This window comes from Kutzneria viridogrisea DSM 43870 (genome assembly GCF_000525635.1).
Taxonomy (GTDB): domain Bacteria; phylum Actinomycetota; class Actinomycetes; order Mycobacteriales; family Pseudonocardiaceae; genus Kutzneria; species Kutzneria viridogrisea.
On sequence record NZ_CP007155.1, the window covers coordinates 7,678,777 to 7,694,937 of the forward strand.

General features: G+C 72.0%; 15 protein-coding genes. 7 read left to right on the top strand and 8 right to left on the bottom strand.

Translation table 11 applies throughout. The annotated features are described in order from the left end of the window. Positions 1-81 precede the first annotated feature (81 nt). Positions 82-633, top strand: coding sequence for an HdeD family acid-resistance protein (locus KALB_RS33195; protein WP_025359986.1), 552 nt, complete (start codon positions 82-84; stop codon positions 631-633). Here KALB_RS33195 and KALB_RS33200 read toward each other — a convergent pair. Beyond that, complete coding sequence (locus tag KALB_RS33200) at positions 589-1,869, bottom strand: glycosyltransferase 87 family protein (RefSeq protein ID WP_025359987.1); 1,281 nt, start codon at positions 1,867-1,869, stop codon at positions 589-591. The two genes, KALB_RS33195 and KALB_RS33200, sit on opposite strands and share 45 nt — an antisense overlap. A 187-nt stretch (positions 1,870-2,056) precedes the next feature. On the opposite strand from KALB_RS33200, the gene KALB_RS33205 reads away from it, so the two are divergent. Together KALB_RS33205 and KALB_RS33210 are read left to right on the top strand one after the other, a co-directional pair. Then, entirely contained in the window at positions 2,057-2,641 is a 585-nt protein-coding gene (locus tag KALB_RS33205; RefSeq protein WP_025359988.1) for a MerR family transcriptional regulator, read from the top strand. A gap of 58 nt (positions 2,642-2,699) precedes the next feature. After that, positions 2,700-3,356, top strand: coding sequence for an RES family NAD+ phosphorylase (locus KALB_RS33210; protein WP_025359989.1), 657 nt, complete (start codon positions 2,700-2,702; stop codon positions 3,354-3,356). 47 nt (positions 3,357-3,403) lie between these two features. Here the strand turns inward: KALB_RS33210 and KALB_RS33215 are convergent, their stop codons facing one another. The 3 genes from KALB_RS33215 to KALB_RS33225 are packed head-to-tail and all read right to left on the bottom strand — an operon-like array spanning position 3,404 to position 6,939. After that, a complete protein-coding gene (locus tag KALB_RS33215) occupies positions 3,404-3,988 on the bottom strand; it encodes a GNAT family N-acetyltransferase (protein ID WP_025359990.1) in 585 nt (194 codons plus the stop codon). 43 nt (positions 3,989-4,031) lie between these two features. Then, complete coding sequence (locus tag KALB_RS33220; RefSeq protein ID WP_025359991.1) at positions 4,032-5,933, bottom strand: S9 family peptidase; 1,902 nt, start codon at positions 5,931-5,933, stop codon at positions 4,032-4,034. A 19-nt stretch (positions 5,934-5,952) separates the two neighbouring features. Beyond that, a complete protein-coding gene (locus tag KALB_RS33225; RefSeq protein ID WP_025359992.1) occupies positions 5,953-6,939 on the bottom strand; it encodes a TerC family protein in 987 nt (328 codons plus the stop codon). A 259-nt stretch (positions 6,940-7,198) separates the two neighbouring features. On the opposite strand from KALB_RS33225, the gene KALB_RS33230 reads away from it, so the two are divergent. The 3 genes from KALB_RS33230 to KALB_RS33240 are packed head-to-tail and all read left to right on the top strand — an operon-like array spanning position 7,199 to position 11,072. After that, a complete protein-coding gene (locus KALB_RS33230; RefSeq protein WP_025359993.1) occupies positions 7,199-7,489 on the top strand; it encodes an antibiotic biosynthesis monooxygenase family protein in 291 nt (96 codons plus the stop codon). Further along, positions 7,486-10,134, top strand: a complete 2,649-nt coding sequence (locus KALB_RS33235) for an alpha/beta fold hydrolase (RefSeq protein ID WP_025359994.1) — start codon at positions 7,486-7,488, stop codon at positions 10,132-10,134. The genes KALB_RS33230 and KALB_RS33235 overlap by 4 nt, the downstream gene beginning before the upstream one ends. After that, on the top strand, positions 10,131-11,072 hold the full coding sequence (locus KALB_RS33240; RefSeq protein WP_025359995.1) for an ABC transporter permease: 942 nt from the start codon (positions 10,131-10,133) through the stop codon (positions 11,070-11,072). Before KALB_RS33235 ends, KALB_RS33240 begins: the two co-directional genes overlap by 4 nt. Positions 11,073-11,075: 3 nt before the next feature. On the opposite strand, the gene KALB_RS33245 is transcribed toward KALB_RS33240, so the two are convergent. Beyond that, positions 11,076-11,987 (bottom strand): EamA family transporter, encoded by a 912-nt coding sequence (locus KALB_RS33245; protein ID WP_025359996.1) that lies wholly within the window; start codon positions 11,985-11,987, stop codon positions 11,076-11,078. Positions 11,988-12,288: 301 nt separating this feature from the next. Here KALB_RS33245 and KALB_RS33250 point away from each other — a divergent pair, with 301 nt between their 5' ends. After that, positions 12,289-13,842, top strand: a complete 1,554-nt coding sequence (locus KALB_RS33250; protein WP_025359997.1) for an alpha/beta hydrolase — start codon at positions 12,289-12,291, stop codon at positions 13,840-13,842. Between the two features lie 311 nt (positions 13,843-14,153). Here KALB_RS33250 and KALB_RS33255 read toward each other — a convergent pair whose 3' ends face one another. The 3 genes from KALB_RS33255 to KALB_RS33265 form a co-directional block, all read right to left on the bottom strand. Further along, positions 14,154-14,882, bottom strand: coding sequence for a DUF6319 family protein (locus tag KALB_RS33255; RefSeq protein WP_025359998.1), 729 nt, complete (start codon positions 14,880-14,882; stop codon positions 14,154-14,156). A gap of 160 nt (positions 14,883-15,042) precedes the next feature. After that, positions 15,043-15,237 (bottom strand): DUF8847 domain-containing protein, encoded by a 195-nt coding sequence (locus KALB_RS33260; protein WP_025359999.1) that lies wholly within the window; start codon positions 15,235-15,237, stop codon positions 15,043-15,045. Between the two features lie 100 nt (positions 15,238-15,337). After that, complete coding sequence (locus KALB_RS33265; protein WP_025360000.1) at positions 15,338-16,075, bottom strand: hypothetical protein; 738 nt, start codon at positions 16,073-16,075, stop codon at positions 15,338-15,340. Positions 16,076-16,161 lie beyond the last annotated feature (86 nt).

Genomic DNA, 16,161 nt, shown 5'->3' on the forward strand with positions numbered 1-16,161 from the left:
GTGCCCCAACACCAGGTTCATGGCCAGACGGTAGCGGCGCCCCGCGTTGCGGCCCACCGAATATGGGCCCACCATGGCCGTGTGCTGGAGCTGCTGACGCGCAACTGGTGGCTGGTCGCCCTGCGTGGCGTCTTCGCCGTGGTCTTCGCCGTGCTCACCCTGGCCTGGCCGGACGTCACCGTGGTGGCGCTGGTCCTGCTGTGGGGCGTCTACGCGCTCGTGGACGGGTTGAGCTCGCTCGCACTGGGCATGGCCGTGCGCGGGCAACGCTGGGCCAACGTGGGGCTGGGCGTGCTCGGGGTGCTCGCCGGCCTGCTGGCGATCCTGCTGCCCGGGGTCACCGCCGTGCTGCTGCTGGTGATCATCGCGGTGTGGGCGATCGTGGCCGGTCTGCTCCAGCTGGTGGCGGCGGTGCTGCTGCGCGGGGTCACGGCCCACGCCTGGTTCCTGATCGTGACCGGCGCGCTCACCCTGGTGCTGGGCATCGTGCTGCTGGCGCACCCGGAGGTCGGCGCGGTCGCGCTGGTCACCACGATCGCGGTGTTCGCACTGATCTGGGGCGTGAGCCTGATCCTGCTGGCGCTGCGGCTACGCGGGCTGGGCAAGCGACTGGCCGCTGCCCCGCAGGCGTGAGGCGGCGCCCAGCCGCAGCCGGGCCGTCCAGACCGCCATCGAGCCGAGCATCGCGATCGCCAGCCACACGTACAGGTTGCCGAGCAGGCTCTCGCCGAAGTCCCAGTACTGACCGGGTTCGCGCAGTTGCGGCGGCAGCCGGTACGGGGTGAACAGGCACAGGTACCAGGCGTACAGCCCCAGCACGCAGGCCGTCCACGAGTGCGCGCGGGCCACCCGCACCGCGGCCCACACCAGTCCGGGGGCCACCCAGACCCAGTGGTGGGCCCAGGACACCGGCGAGACCAGCAGCCCGCAGGCGGCCACGGCCAGCAGCGCGGCCACGTCCTCACCCGCGGCGCGGGCCCGTGCCGCGACCAGCACCGTGACCGCCAGCACCAGCACGCTCAGGCCCAGCCAGAGCGGGTTCTGCCAGCCGGTGTCCACCGCGACGCGGGCCAGCACACCGCGCAGCGACTGGTTGTAGGAGAAGCCGAGCACGCCGATCCGCTTGGTGTCGAACAGGGCGCCGAACCAGTAGTCCAGGGAGTCGCGCGGGGCCAGCAGCGCCCCGGCCAGACACAGCCCCAGGAAGCCGCCGACCGCGGTCAGCACCGGCCGCCACTGCCTGCGCACCAGGAAGAACAGCACGAACACGGCCGGGGTCAGCTTGACCGCGGCGGCCAGCCCGATCAGCAGCCCGCGTGGCCACCAGGGCCGGGCGACCAGGCAGTCGGCCAGCACCAGGACCAGCAGCAGCACGTTGACCTGGCCGAAGGAGATCGTCTCGCGCACCGGCTCCAGCCAGGTGGCGGCCAGGGTCGAGGCCAGCGCCAGTACCGGTAGCGGGTAGCGGCGGGCGAAGCCCACCGGCAGCAGTCTGGCCAGCACCAGCCGCAGGCTCGCGGCCAGCGCGCCCATCGTGCCCGCGGTGAACAGGGCGGCGGCCAGCCCAGCGGGCAGCACGGTCAGCGCCGAGAACAGCACGGCGGCCAGCGGCGGGTAGGTGAAGCGCAGGGTGAACTTCGGGAACGGGGTGGGCAGCTGCGCCTGGTAGAGGTCGGCGCCGTCCCGCCACACCTGGCCGCCGCCGAGGTAGACGTCCAGGTCGGTGAAGTGGTGGTCGTCGAAGGCACAGATGTAGACCGCACTCGCCGCGATCGCACCGACCAGCACCAGTGCGGCAGCCAGCCACCAGATCCGCCGCACGAGGGACCTGGGCGCGGGGTTCGACGCGGCGTCCACCGGTTCCCTCACGAGATCAACCTGCTCTGACGCCGCTCAGCGTAACGGGTCTCTCCCGCTGCCGTCCGGGTGGCGATGTGGGGGTGCGCGCGCCGATTCGCTTACGTAGAGTGGTCTGACAGGTGCACTCGGTCGAAATTCAGCGTGATCTGGGCGACGAACATCGCACGAATGCGCACGCACGGGCTACCCTGTGCTCATGACAGTGGCGTTGGAGACCGTGTTGGCCAAGGCGGGCCTGCGGGTGACCGCCGACGAGTTCCTCTGCCTCGTGGAGGACGTGGCCCGCAGGCTCTCGCCGCCGCACCCGGACCCGGCCGCCTACTTCAGCCCCGAACAGCAGGTGGCGCTCACCGATGTCGGGCTGGATCTCGGCGGCCTGCGCGAGGACGACTTCGAGCCGCGCGCCAGGGAGCTGGCGGCGCGCACCGTACTGCTGGACACCGCGCTGACCGTGGCCGACGCCGCGGCCGTGCTCGACGTGGACACCAGCCGGATCCGGCACCGGCTGGCCGCGGGCAGACTGGCCGGGTGGAAGGACCGGGGCAGCTGGCGACTGCCCGCGTGGCAGTTCACCGAGAACGGGGTGCTGCCCGGGCTGGAGACCGTGCTGGCCGCGATGCCCGAGGACCAGCCCCCGCTGGTGCTCGCCGGGTTCATGACCACCCCGCAGCCCGACCTCCAGGTCGGCGACCAGCCGGGCACGCCGAGGAACTGGCTGCTCGCCGGCGGCGACCCGCGCCGCGTGGCCACCCAGGCCGCCATGCTGGGCACTCCCGTCTGAGCCCACCGGCCGGACCCCGCCCAGCAGGTACCACCCCGAGACGACTGGATCCCCCGACTTGGCACGGCTCCCCCCGCCGCCCGCACCCGCTGTGCTCCAGGCGCTGTTGCGCCGGGCCGAGGATGTGGTTGCGGTGCACCGCGCGACCAGGCTCGTCCGCATCTTCACCGCGGGCGGCAGCCACCCGCAGCGGTGGAACTCCTTCCGCTACACCGGGCCGCTGCCGCACGCCCGCTTCGACCCGCACCCGATGCCCCCGGACGGGGTGCCCGTGGACGACCACGGCAACGGGGTGCTCTACTTCGGGCTGTCCGTGCGCACCAGCGTGGCCGAGGTCTACCAGGCGACGTCCACAGTGGACCGCAAGACCCGGCGCCCGCACCTGGTGGTGTTCCGCCCCAAGCGAACCCTGCGCCTGCTCGACCTGGCCGGGCTGTGGCCCACCAGGGCAGGCGCCTCGCAGGAGATCAGCAGCGGCCCCAAGGAGCTGACCCAGGCCTGGGCCAGGACCATCCGCGCCGCCTACCCCGAACTGGACGGGCTCTGGTACCGCTCCTCCATGGACGCGGGCGACCCGGCCATCTGCCTGTGGGACCCGCCCGGCGGCAACGCCATGCCCGACGCCCCCGACGTGCTGCTCCCACTGGAGCACCCGGGCCTGGACCTGCCGCTGAGCCGCATCTGCGAGGAACTGAACTACATCATGCTGGGCTGAGGCCACCCGCGGCGCACGCCGACAGCGCGTGCGCCGCGGGGACTGGCTCAACCGAAGGCGGGACGGCTGCGGGGAACCGACGGAGGGCGGCTGCGGCGGCCGGGCGCGCGCAGGAACCGTCCATATCGGACGGTCATCAGCCGCTGACCGTCCACGTCGTACTCGCGCACGGCCCCGTCGTGGCGCCAGCCGTGGTGCTCGTAGAAGGACCGGCTCGCCGCGTCGTCCTGGAACACCCAGAGCACGGCGTAACGGAAGCCCTGGGCCGCGAGGTGGTCCAGCCCGGCCTGGTGCGCGGCACGGCCCGCACCGGTGCCCTTGCGCTCGGGGTCCCCGTAGAGCGCGAGCAGCTCACCGGTGCTCAGGTCCTCGTGCACGTCCTCGGGATCGCGCGCCTCGCACACCCCGCAGTAGGCGCCGACCCCGCCCTGCTCGTCCTCGGCGAGGAACACCCCGTCCGGGTCGGGCATCGCCAGCCACCGCTGCCAGCCCTTGAGCCTGCTCTCCGGGAGCATCCGGTCCAACAGCGCGTCGGACACCAGTCCCCGGTAGGCGTGCTGCCAGGCGGCCACGTTGATCCTGGCCAGTTCCCCCGCATCCCCCTGCAGAGCCCGTCGCACGGTCCATGTCATGGCATCGAGACTGCCTGATGAGTCCCCTTGAATGCCAACGGATTCAACTCCCAGTCGAGTTCAGCTGCCGTGACCACCACCGCAGCACCGCCTCGAAGCGTTGCCGCCGATGCTGTGGCCTGCCGGAACGGGTCAGTTCGTGCCCCTCGCCCGGGAACAGCAGCAATTCGGTCTCGACCCCGTTGCGCATCAGGGCCACGAACAGCCGCTGCGCCTGCTCCACCGGGCAGCGCCAGTCCTGTTCGGAGTGCACCACCGCGAACGGGATGCCGATCCGGTCGGCGTAGCTGAGCGGGCTGACCGCGCGCTGCTCGGCGGGGTCGGATCCGCAGTAGACCTCGGCGAACCACCAGCCGATGTCCGAGGAGCCGGTGAAGGAGTCCCAGGCGTTGACGGCCCGCTCGCTCCACGCGGCGCGGAACCGGTGCCCGTGGTGCGCGGCCAGCCAACCGGTCATGAAGCCCCCGTAGGAGCCGCCCATCACGCCCACCTGCCCGGGATCGCACTCCGGCAGGGCGAGTGCCACGTCCAGCAGCGCCAGCACGTCCTGGGCGTCCACCGTGCCCAGCGCGCGCACGATCGACCGCCCGTGCCGCTGCCCGTACCCGGCCGAACCGCGCGGGTTGGGCAGCACCACGGCATACCCGGCCGAGGCGTAGACCTGCGCCTCGTCGAAGAATCCCCAGCCGTGGTACATGAAAGGTCCGCCGTGCACGGCGAGCAGCACCGGGTGCGGCCCCGGCCCCTCGGGCAGCACCAGCCAGCCGTGCACCGGGTAGCCGTCGGCCGAGTCCCCGGCCAGCTCCCGCACCGGGTGCAGCCCCGAGCTCCGCAGCGGCTCCGCGAAGTCGGTGAGCTTTCCCTTACCCACGAGGACAACCTCACCAGGGCTGTCCGATGTGGACAGTACGGCCACGGTCCTGCCCGCCTCGTGCGCGAAGGACCGCAGCTGGGCCCGTTCCCCTGCCAGCACCGGGATCTGTTCCAGCACAAGGCCGTCCGCGTCCAGCGGCACCCGGCGCAGCTCCACCGCCCCTCGGTTGCGCACCCCGAGCAGCACGCCCTCGGCCGTCACCACCGGGGCCCCGGCGTCGGGCTCGCAGTCCACGGTCTCCTCGTCGGTGAGCCGCCGCGGTGTGCCGCCCGCCAGGTCGGCCACCCACAGCCCGTGGTTGCTGGGCAGCCACTCCAGCTCGGCGAAGCGCACGCCCAGGTAGTACACCTGCCGCCCGTGCACCACGGGCCGGTACGACTCGCCCTCGGTGCGCACGGCCAACTCCGGCGTGCCACCGGCCGAGGGCACCAGGTAGAGGTCGAAGTGCAGGGTGGGCCGCTCGCCCAGTGCGCGCGGCGCCACGACGACCAGCCGCTCGCCGTCCTCGGTCCACGCCGGGTCGGCCAGGTCGCAGTCGACCTCGGTGAGCTGGCGCACCGGGCCGTCCAGTTCGGCCACGAACAGCTGCTGGGGCCGGTCCAGCAGGAAGCCGGTGTTGTCCAGCCGGTAGTCCAGGCGGGTGATCCGGCGCGGGGCCTCGCCCTCGGCCACGGGTGCGCCCTCAGTGCCGTAGCGCCCCGGTTCGGGCACCCTGGCCACGAAGGCGATCCGCCGCGAGTCCGGGGCCCACACCGGGGCACCGGCCCCGCCGGGCAGCTCGGTGAGCCGCACCGGCTCCCCGCCGTCCGCGGGCATCACGTAGAGCTGCGCGACGCCCCGCTCCCTGCGCAGGAACGCCACCGTGCGGCCGTCCGGGGAGATCGCGGGCGAGCTGTCCCGCTCGCCCCTGGTCCACGGCTGGGCCGGTGCCCCGTCCAGCGGGACCCGCCACAGCCCGCCCACGTAGGCGTCGGCCGTCAGGTCGGGGGCGGCGAGGTCGACCAGCAGCAGGTCACCGTGCAGGCAGGGGGCGGCGGGGACGCGCAGCAGCGCGATGTCGTCAGGGCGCACGCAGCGGACCGTACCCGGCTCAGCCCGCCTCGGGACTGGCCTTGCCGGACATGTGCGTCTTCACCAGGCTCGCGACGGTCGTCACGGCCAGGATGCCGCCGATGACCGCCAGGGACAGGCCCGTGCTGATCACGGGAACCGGCACCGGCTGGCCACCGTTGAGGAAGGGCAGCGAGTTCTCGTGCAACGCCTCAAGGATGAGCTTGACGCCGATGAAACCGAGCACCACCGACAGCCCGATGGACAGGTACACCAGCCGGTCCAGCAGCCCGTCGATGAGGAAGTACAGCTGGCGCAGGCCCATCAGCGCGAAGGCGTTGGCGGTGAAGACCAGGAAGGGCTCCTTGGTCAGCGCGAAGATCGCCGGGATGGAGTCCAGTGCGAACAGCAGGTCGGTGGTGCCGATGGCGATCATCACGATGAGCATCGGGGTCACCATGCGCCTGCCCGCGACCCGGATGAAGGACTTGGCGCCGTGGTAGTCATCGGTGACCGGCAGCACCTTGCGGGCGAACCGGATCAGCGCGTTCTCCTCGTACTCCTCGCCCTCGTTGCGGTGCCTGGCCAGCTGGATGCCCGTGTAGATCAGGAACGCGCCGAACAGGTAGAACACGGCGCTGAACTGGTGGATCACCACCGAGCCCAGCGCGATGAACACACCGCGCATGACCAGCGCGAGCACCACGCCGATCAGCAGCACCCGGTGCTGGTGCACCCTGGGCACGGCGAAGGTGGTCATGATGATCACGAACACGAACAGGTTGTCCACCGAGAGCGAGTACTCGGTGATGTACCCGGCGAGAAACTCGCCGGCGGGCTGGGCCCCGGCGAACCACCACAGTCCGCCCGCGAAGGCCAGGGCACAGGCCACGTAGAACACGACCCAGCGGGTGGCCTCACCCGTGGTGACCTCGTGCGGCTTGCGGTCGACGATCACCAGGTCGATCGCCAGCAGGACGATCAGGCCACCGAGAGTGGCCAGCCAGAGCCACATCGGGACGTTCATCACAGTTCAACCTCCGGTCTACGGGCATGCGCCACCGACCGGAGGTCTCTTCCGCCGACAAACGTCGACCGACGGCACCGGGTGCTCATCGTTGAACACCGTGCTGACGACACCGTCGCTGGGGAATACTCCCCTCCAACTGTCACCGATTGTCCACCATGCACGGTGCGTGACGCCAGCGGGATGGACCGACATCACTCCGCTGCGCGTGTGAGGCGGTGCACGTACGCGCAAAAGCGCGGCATGACACGATTCACCCGTGATCCTCACGATCGCCGAGATCCGCGTCCGGCCGGGCTGCGACGAGGCGTTCGTCGCCGCCCACCGGGACGGGGCCGGGCGCATCCTGGCCACGCCGGGCTGCCGGTCGGCCAGGCTCACCCGCAGCGTGGAGGACCCGGACCGGTTCCTGGTCATCTCGGAGTGGGACTGCCCGCTGCCGCACGAGGAGCACCTCAGCGGGTGGTCCGCCGTGGTCGGTGAGTACCTCCAGGCACCCGCGGTCGTGGAACACCACACCCAGGTGCTGCACCATCGAGGAGAGATTTGAGCGTCAAGCGCAGGTGGCCGGTCCTGGCCGCTGTTGTCGTGCTGCTGCTCGGCGTCGCCGGGACGCTGTGGGTCAACCGCACGGCCCCGGTGCCCGAGGTGCACTCGAGGGACCTGCTCATCGACGTGGTCGACGGGCCGCAGCACGACCAGGCCGTGCAGATCGACGCCACCTTCTACCTGCCGCCGACCACCCCGGCCCCCGCCGTGATCGTCTCGCCGGGCTTCGGCGCCACCAAGACCAGCCTCGCCGAGGACGCCACCGCGCTGGCCAGGCGCGGGTTCGCCGTGCTGGCCTACAGCGCGCGCGGCTTCGGGCGCAGCACCGGGCAGATCGCGCTGAACTCCCCGGACTACGAGGTCGCCGACGCGCACCAGCTGGTGGACTGGCTGGCCAGGCAGCCCGAGGTGCAGCTGGACAAGATCGGCGACCCCCGGGTCGGGGTCACCGGGGCCTCCTACGGCGGGGCGCTGTCCCTGCTGCTGGCGGGCACCGACCCCCGGGTGGACGCGATCGCGCCGGTGATCACCTACAACGACCTGTCCCAGGCGCTGGTGCCCGGCGGGGTGTTCAAGAAGGCGTGGGCGGGCGCCCTGTTCGGCTCCGCGCTGACCGGCGGCGGCCAGGCGCCGGGGGCCTGCGGGCGGTTCCTGCCCGAGGTGTGCCAGGCCTACACCGAGCTGGCCACCACTGGGCGTGCCGGTGAGCAGACCATCGACCTGCTCAAGCGCAACTCCCCGGCCAGCGTGACCAGTTCGATCACCGTGCCCACCCTGCTCGTGCAGGGCGAGCAGGACACCCTGTTCGGGCTGGACCAAGCCGATGCCAACGCACGGCAGGTCAAGGGCAGGGTCAAGGTCGAGTGGTACCCCGGCGGGCACGACGGCGGTCCGCCCGGTGACCAGGTCCGCGCCGACATCGGCGACTGGTTCGGCTTCCACCTGGCGCACACCGGGACCGATCCCGGCACCGGCTTCTCCTACCAGGTGCAGGGCGCCTTCCGGGCCCGTGGCGCCCCGCTCACCCGCACCGTCACCGCCCCCGCCTACCCGGGCGCCGAGCAGCACACCGTGGCACTGACCGGGCCGATCCAGCCGGTGGTCAACCCACCCGGTGGCAGCCCCGCCTCGGTCAGCGGCCTGCCGGGGCTCGGCGCCGCGCTGCTCGGCGGGTCCGGCACGGCCGCCACCGGCCTCGCCGGATCGCTCGCGGCGGACCTGCCCGGTGAGTCGGCGGTGTTCACCAGCGCTCCGGTGGACAGCCAGCTGCTGATCGCCGGGTCGCCCACCGTCCGGCTGTCGGTCAGCGCCCCACCCGGCGCGGAGTCGGGCTCCACCGTACTGTTCGCCAAGCTCTACGACGTGGGCCCGGACGGTCGTCGCACCCTGCCGGGTTCGGCCGTGACCCCGATCCGCCTGGACGCGGTGCCCGCCGAGCTGACCGTCACCCTGCCGGGCATCGTGCGCCCCGTGGCGGCGGGCCACCGGCTCCAACTGGTCGTCACCACCACCGACCAGGCGTACGCCAACCAGACCGAACCGGCCGTGCGCACGATCGGGCTGGCGGGCAACAGCGCGCTGTCGGTGCCCGTCGTGCCGGGCAGCAGCGCCACGGGCTCAGGCGTGCCCACCGGCCCGTTGGTGGGCATCGCGGTCGTGCTGGGGCTGGGCCTGCTGGCGGCGATCGTGGGCCTGGTGCGCAGGCGCTACGCCGAGGACCTCGACCCCGAGCTGGCCGAGGTGCCCATGGTGATCACTGGACTCACCAAGTCCTATCCCGGCAGGCTGACCGCGGTGCAGGACCTGTCCTTCCGGGTGGAACGCGGGCAGGTGCTCGGGCTGCTCGGCCCCAACGGGGCGGGCAAGACCACCACCCTGCGCATGCTGATGGGCCTGGTGCGGCCGACCGAGGGCGAGATCAGGGTGTTCGGCCACCGGGTGCACGCCGGGGCGCCGGTGCTGTCCCGGGTCGGCTCCTTCGTGGAGGGCGCGGGCTTCCTGCCACACCTGTCCGGGGCGGCCAACCTGCGGCTGTACTGGGCGGCCACCGGCCGTCCCGCCGAGCACGCGCACGTGGAGCAGGCGCTGGAGATCGCCGGGCTGGGCGACGCGATCCGGCGCAGGGTCGGCACCTACAGCCAGGGCATGCGCCAGCGGCTGGCGATCGCGCAGGCCATGCTCGGGCTGCCGGACCTGCTGGTGCTCGACGAGCCGACCAACGGGCTGGACCCGCCGCAGATCCACCAGATGCGTGACGTGCTGCGGCGCTACGCCGCCACCGGCCGGACCGTGCTGGTGTCCAGCCACCTGCTGTCGGAGGTGGAGCAGTCCTGCACGCACGTGGTGGTCATGCACAAGGGCAAGCTGGTGGCCTCGGGCACCGTGGAGGAGATCGGCGCGGGCAGTGGTGAGGCCAGCTTCCGCGTGGACCGGGTCACCGAGGCGGCGCGCGTGCTGCGCGAGCTCAACGGGACCGGCCCGGTCACCGTCGAGGGCCAGGTCGTGCACGCCGACCTGGGTTCCACCGCGCGCTCGGCCGCGGTGGACGCGCTGGTTCGTGCGGGCGTCGCAGTGGAGCAGGCCGGGCCGCGGCGAAGGCTGGAGGACGCGTTCCTCCAGCTGGTGGGCGAGGAGGCCCGATCATGAGTGAGCAGCACGGGGTGCACACCGACCCGGGCGCGATCGCCGACCTGGTGGACGCGGCCGAGCAGGACCACACGGTGGTCGGCAGGGACGGCGCGGTGTCCAGCTACCGGGCGCGGCGCACCCTGCGGCTGGGCGTGGAGCTGCGCAGGCAGTTGCGCCGCAAGCGGACCCAGCTGACCCTGGGCTTCCTCGCGGTGCTGCCGTTCCTGCTGCTGATCGCGTTCAAGATCGCGCCAACCAGCGGTTCCACCGGCCAGCGGACCGCCTCCTCGGCCTTCGTGGACCTGGCCACCGCCAGCGGCCTGAACTTCGTGGTGTTCGCCCTGTTCGCCTCGGCCAGCTTCCTGCTGGTCGTGGTGGTGGCCCTGTTCTTCGGCGACACCGTGGCCAGTGAGGCGTCCTGGTCCAGCCTGAAGTACCTGCTGGCCATGCCCGTTCCGCGCGGCCGGCTGCTGCGGCAGAAGGCCCTGGTGTCCGGGCTGCTCGCGCTGGGCGGGCTGGTGCTGCTGCCCGCGGTCGCGCTGGTGGTCGGCCTGGTCTGGTACGGCTCCGGCGAACTGGTCAGCACCACCGGCGAGGCCCTGCCCTTCGGCACCGGCCTCGGCAGGGTCGCACTGGCCGTCGCCTACCTGGCCGTGTCCCTGGTGTGGGTGGCCGGGCTCGCCCTGCTGCTGTCGGTGTCCACCGACGCCCCGCTGGGCGCGGTGGGCGGCGCCGTGCTGGTGTCGATCCTGTCGCAGATCCTCGACTCGATCACCGCCCTGGGCGACCTGCGCGAGTACCTGCCCACGCACTACGCCTTCGCCTGGTCGGACCTGCTCGGCAGCGAGGTGGACTGGGGCGACATGACCCGGGGCGTGTTCTCCTCCCTGGCCTTCGGCGCCGTGTTCCTCGCGCTGGCCGTCCGCCGCTTCACCACCAAGGACATCACCTCGTAGCGATCACCTCCTCCGCGCCGTCCAGGTCGCGCCCGCCGAGGCCGCGACCACGCAGACGATCGCCGCCCACTGCCAGCCGCCGAGGTGCTCGCCGAGCAGCAGCACCCCGGCGAGGGCCCCCAGCGCGGGCTCCACGCTCATCAGCACCCCGAACAGCCGGGGCGGGATCTTGCGCAGCGCCTCCAGCTCCAGGCTGTACGGGATCACCGAGGACAGCACCGCGACCCCGGCCCCGGCCAGCAGCGCCAGCGGGCTGAGCAGCGCGCCACCCGCCTCGGCCACGCTGAACGGGGCCACGATCAGCGCGCCGACGGTCATGCTCAGCGCCAGCCCCGAACCCCCGCTGGTGACCTCGCCCAGCTTGGCGCCGATCAGGATGTAGAGCGCCCAGCAGGTGGCCGCCCCCAGCACGAACAGCAGGCCCACGAACGAGATCCCGCCGTCCGCCCTGGTCAGCAGCGCGACCCCGGCCCCGGCCAGCAGCGCCCACAGCACGTCCAGCCAGCGCCTGGACCCCGCCAGTGCCACCGCGAGCGGGCCCAGGAACTCGATCGTCACCGCGATGCCCAGGGGTAAGCGCGCCAGGGCCTCGTAGAACATCAGGTTCATCAGGCCCAGTACCGCGCCGTAGCCCAGCACCACCGGCAGCGCCTTGCGCCCCAGCTTCAGCGTGGGCCGCCACAGCACCAGCAGGAAGACCGCCGCGAACACCAGGCGCACCCCCGCCGTGCCCGCGGCGCCGACCAGGGGGAACAGGTCCTTCGCCACCGCGGCGCCGAACTGGACGCTGACCATGCCGCCCAGCAGCAGCCCCGTCGGCGGGATCGAGCCCATCGCCTGCCCCGCCAACTGCGGCAACGCCGCCCACCGGGGCAGCCATCGCCCCGGTGTCCCCTCAGCCTGTGCCATCACCATGACCCAGACATTAGGGAGCACCCCTGACAATCCCGAACCACGCCCACACTCTGGGCGCGGCCGCCATGTCACGAAGGTGCCGTTCACGACGCCCAACGCCCCAAACGGCACCTTCATGACCCGGCCACCGCGCCCGCGCGGGCTCACCGCCCCCGGCCAACCACGCCGTGAAGGTGGCTTTCGCCGCACTGAGCGCGGCGAAAGCCACCTTCGCGGCGCACCTCGCCGGGGCAGATGACACCAACCTCACCGGTGGCGTGACAAGGTGGGCGTTCCACCCGTGTGAAAGCGAGGGGCAGTCGTGCCGCGCCAAGCGTTCCGGGGCCGGGCGATCGGCTTGCTCCTGCCCGTCCTGCTGACGGCCGCCGCCTGTGCGGTGGGCCCGTCGGTGCGACCGGTCATCGCGGTGAACGACGGCTCCCCGCAGGCCAAGCCCGGCGAGCAGGCGACCGGGTCGCTGCCTCCGCTGGACAAGCCCTCGGGGTCGACGGTCTCCTGGTCGGAGTGCGGCGGCGGGGCGCGGGCCAGGCTGGGCGAGCTGGCCGCCAACACGGCGCTGGCCGTGCGCTGCGGGCGGATCATCAACGAGCTGGACGCGCCGAACAGCCCGGGTGTGGGCGACGTGGCCCTGTCGGTGCTGCGCGCGGGCACCGGGGACATCCCGCTGGTCGTGCTGAACGACGTGGCCGGTGAGCCGGGCACGGTCTACGCGGCGAAGCTGGCGAGCAAGCTGCCGCCGGAGCTGTTGAAGACCTTCTTCCTGGTGGGCATGGACCGCAGGGGCACGGGTACCTCGGACCCGGCGCAGTGCGTGCCGGACCAGGTGCGGGCCCGCATCGTCGGGTTCGACCCGGCGAGCAGCCAGCTGGACGGGCTGCTGGACGCGGCACACAAGGCCAGCCAGGAGTGCGTGCTGGACATGGACGACCGGCTCGCGGCGCTGGACAGCTGGCGCACCGCGGCGGACGTGGACGAGCTGCGCAAGCAACTGGGCGTGCCGAAGCTGAACGCGATCGGGCACGGGGACGGCTCGCGGGTGCTGACGGTCTACGCGGACCGCTACGCCGACCGGGTGGGCAGGCTGGTGCTGGACGGCTCGCCGGACCCGACCCTGGACCCGGCGGGGGCGGCGCAGGCCGGGGCGGTGGGCGCGGAGGCGGCTTACACGGCGTTCGCGGCCGACTGCAAGGCGCGGGCCTGCCCGCTGGGCGGGGACCCGCGCCAGGCGCTGACGGGACTGCTGGAGCAGGTGCGGGCCAAGCCGCTGGTGAACCCGAACGGCGCACAGCTGACCGCGGGCGGCGTGCTGCAGGGCGTGCTGACGGGTCTGGCGGACCGGTCGGGCTGGCCGGCGCTCGCGGAGGCGATCAGCAAGGCGGCGGGTGGTGACGGCACCGCGCTGGGCAGGTACACGGCCCCGCTGCTGGGTGTGGTCAACGGCAACCCGGCGCGGCTGGACGCGCAGCTGACCCAGTGCAACGACACGCAGACCAGGCTGCCGCCGGAGCAGATCAGCGGCATGGTCAAGGACTGGAGCGGCAAGATGCCGCTGTTCGGCGGGCTGTTCGCGCAGCGGCTGCTGCTGTGCAGTTCCTGGCCGGTGCCCGCGAAGCCGTTGGCCGCGCCGAGCGGGCACGGGGCTCCGCCGATCCTGGTGCTGAGCACCGCGAGCGACCCGGTGACCCCCGAGGAGGGCACCGCGCGCACCGCCCGGCAACTGGCCAGCGGGGTGCTCGTGAGCTGGCAGGGCGGTGGCCACGGGGCACTCGCGCAGTCCCCGTGTGCCACCGCCGCTGCACAACAGTTCCTCACCAACGCCCTGGTCCCGGCGGACGGTACTGCCTGCCCGCCGTGAGCGTCAGTTGTTCACCGCGTCAGCTGCAACTGGAGCAGCAGCCACAGCCGGGTCCAGTGCAGCTGCCGCAGCAGCTGCAGCCACCGAGCTCAGGCGTCTTGTCCATGTGGACCTCCCCGGAAATAGCAGCGGAAACTACCAGGAAGAACCGTATTTCCACGGACTTGGCGCGGACACCGCTACGCGAGCGATGACTTCGAACTAGATCATCACCCGATCGCCCGAGCTAACACGGAAACACATCGCCATAAGTCACCACATGGAGCAAAAAGGGGCACCCGAACGGGTGCCCCTTCCGCTGAGGTCTGGACTCAGCCGGCCAGGTCCTCCAGGGCCTTCTGCGCGGCCTCCAGCTCGGCGCGCAGCTGCTCCACCTTGGCGGTCTGCTGCTCGCGGGCCTGCTCGAGCACGGCCTCGATGGACTCGTGCACCTCGGGGTGCAGCGCCTTGGCCGCCGCGCCGACCACGGCCGGGGTCACCTGGACGGCGCGCAGGGCCTTCTTCTTGGCCGCCACCACGTCCACGGTCCAGTCGCCGTCGATGCTGCCGCTGATGGTGATCACCACATCGGCCACGCGCGTCTTCTTGGCAGTGCTGGCGGCCGGACGGGGCTTCTTCGCCGCGGGAGCGGGCGTGCCCTCCGGCGTGGCCTCGCCAGCCGGGGCCTCCTCAGCCGGGGCCGAGGTCGACTCGGTGACCTCGGTGGCCTCGGTGGTGGTGTTCTCGATCTCCGACATGTTCTGCTCCATGGAGGGACGGGATACCGCTTGTGGTACGTCTGCTGGCGAACGGGTGTTGCGACCAGGTCTGAGCAGCGTCAGTTCGCCCGGGGAGAAGGCCAGTTCGTCCTGCGAGCCGCTGGGGCGGACCTGGATGAAGTCCACCTCAGCCGGGTCCGACAGCCCCACGACCTTTGCCGAGCGGCCGACCTGAACACCGACGGCGTCGGCGGTGAACCAGACGGTGGCCTCACGGCCCCTGACCAACTCGTCGCGAAGGTGCTCGACGTCCTCCTCGGACAGCGAGCCTGGTAGCGCCATCTCATTCTCCTCGATGCGTGCCGCGCGCCTCGCCGGGGTGGAGCACACGCACGCGTCCCCAGACCGTGTCGCCCGGCAAACTAGCAGCACGCTCCCACCAACAAGCCCTGACGGGCGGGCGACACGTTAGCACAGGTGTTCGAAACACGAACAGCCTGGCTCAGGATTCGCGCAGCCGGTACTCCCAGCCGAACTTGTCGGCGTGGTGCAGGTCGTAGTGGTGCTCGATCTTCGGCCCGTCGTGCAGGTGCACGTGGGTGATCGTCTGCTTGGGCTCGGTGATCGGGGTGCTCCAGATCTCCTCACGGCCGTCCAGCGGACCGCCCACGAAGCGGGCAACGTACGGGATCGTCATGGCGCCCTCCTCGTGCTTCCGGTCGCGCGGCACATCGCCCTGTCCCCCATGGTAAACGGACTCGGGCCGTGCGCCGAGAGCGGTCACACAGACGCTGCAGTCAGGTCACGGGCGTGCGACGCGCCAGCAACAACCCGGCAGCGCCCAGACCCAGCAGCAACAAGGCGACGCTCGCGGTCAGCCGCAGCATCGGCGGGATCGCCGGGTAGTGCGCCAGGTTGAACACCAGGTGCGCCACCACCGCCGGCCACACCAGCCAGATCTTGCGGTACACGAACAGCACTCCGGTCATCCACACCAGACACAGCAGCAGCGCGGCGGGCCCGTAGTAGAGGTGGAACGGCACCCGCAGGGCGAACACGAGCAGCAGTTGGGCCCACAGCGGCCAGCCCAGCCGCGCGCTGATCGCCACCGGCAGCGCCAGCAACAGCAACTCCTCGACGATGCCGCCGTGCAGACTCGCCGCCAGGTCCCACAACGGCTGCGACTCGGATTGTTCCGCCCACTGCGGGAACAGGTGCAGCACCTGGAAACCGAGCCACATCATCAGGTAGCTCAACCCCGTGGCGCCCAACGCGCCGAGCGGGAACAGGTGGCCGCCGCGCAGCCCGAGCGAGTCCGCCGACAGCCCGAGCCAGCGGTGCGCCGCGTACAGCCCGAGCGGGGCGAGCGCGAACCCGGCGAGCAGCACCACCCCGTACAGACCCGAAGGCGCGGGCTGAACGCCCACCAGCAGGCAGATCGCGGCCACCGAGGGCAGGCCGAACGCCAGCAGGTAGCACAGGGCTTGCAGACCCCAGGCCCTGGCGGCCCAACCGGGTGCGGGATCAGTGGACAACGCGGCTCGCTCCTCGAGGTGTGGCGACCGCCCGACGGTAGCCGATCGGCACCGGATGGTCCACATAGGACAGTCGAGGCGCTCCC

Bases quoted from the DNA above. Each gene is read 5' to 3' on its own strand.
- KALB_RS33260 (WP_025359999.1), bottom strand. From the start codon at position 15,237: ATGACGATCCCGTACGTTGCCCGCTTCGTGGGCGGTCCGCTGGACGGC.
- KALB_RS33205 (WP_025359988.1), top strand. From the start codon at position 2,057: ATGACAGTGGCGTTGGAGACCGTGTTGGCCAAGGCGGGCCTGCGGGTG.
- KALB_RS33245 (WP_025359996.1), bottom strand. From the start codon at position 11,987: ATGGTGATGGCACAGGCTGAGGGGACACCGGGGCGATGGCTGCCCCGG.
- KALB_RS33255 (WP_025359998.1), bottom strand. From the start codon at position 14,882: ATGGCGCTACCAGGCTCGCTGTCCGAGGAGGACGTCGAGCACCTTCGC.
- KALB_RS33240 (WP_025359995.1), top strand. From the start codon at position 10,131: ATGAGTGAGCAGCACGGGGTGCACACCGACCCGGGCGCGATCGCCGAC.
- KALB_RS33225 (WP_025359992.1), bottom strand. From the start codon at position 6,939: ATGAACGTCCCGATGTGGCTCTGGCTGGCCACTCTCGGTGGCCTGATC.
- KALB_RS33215 (WP_025359990.1), bottom strand. From the start codon at position 3,988: ATGACATGGACCGTGCGACGGGCTCTGCAGGGGGATGCGGGGGAACTG.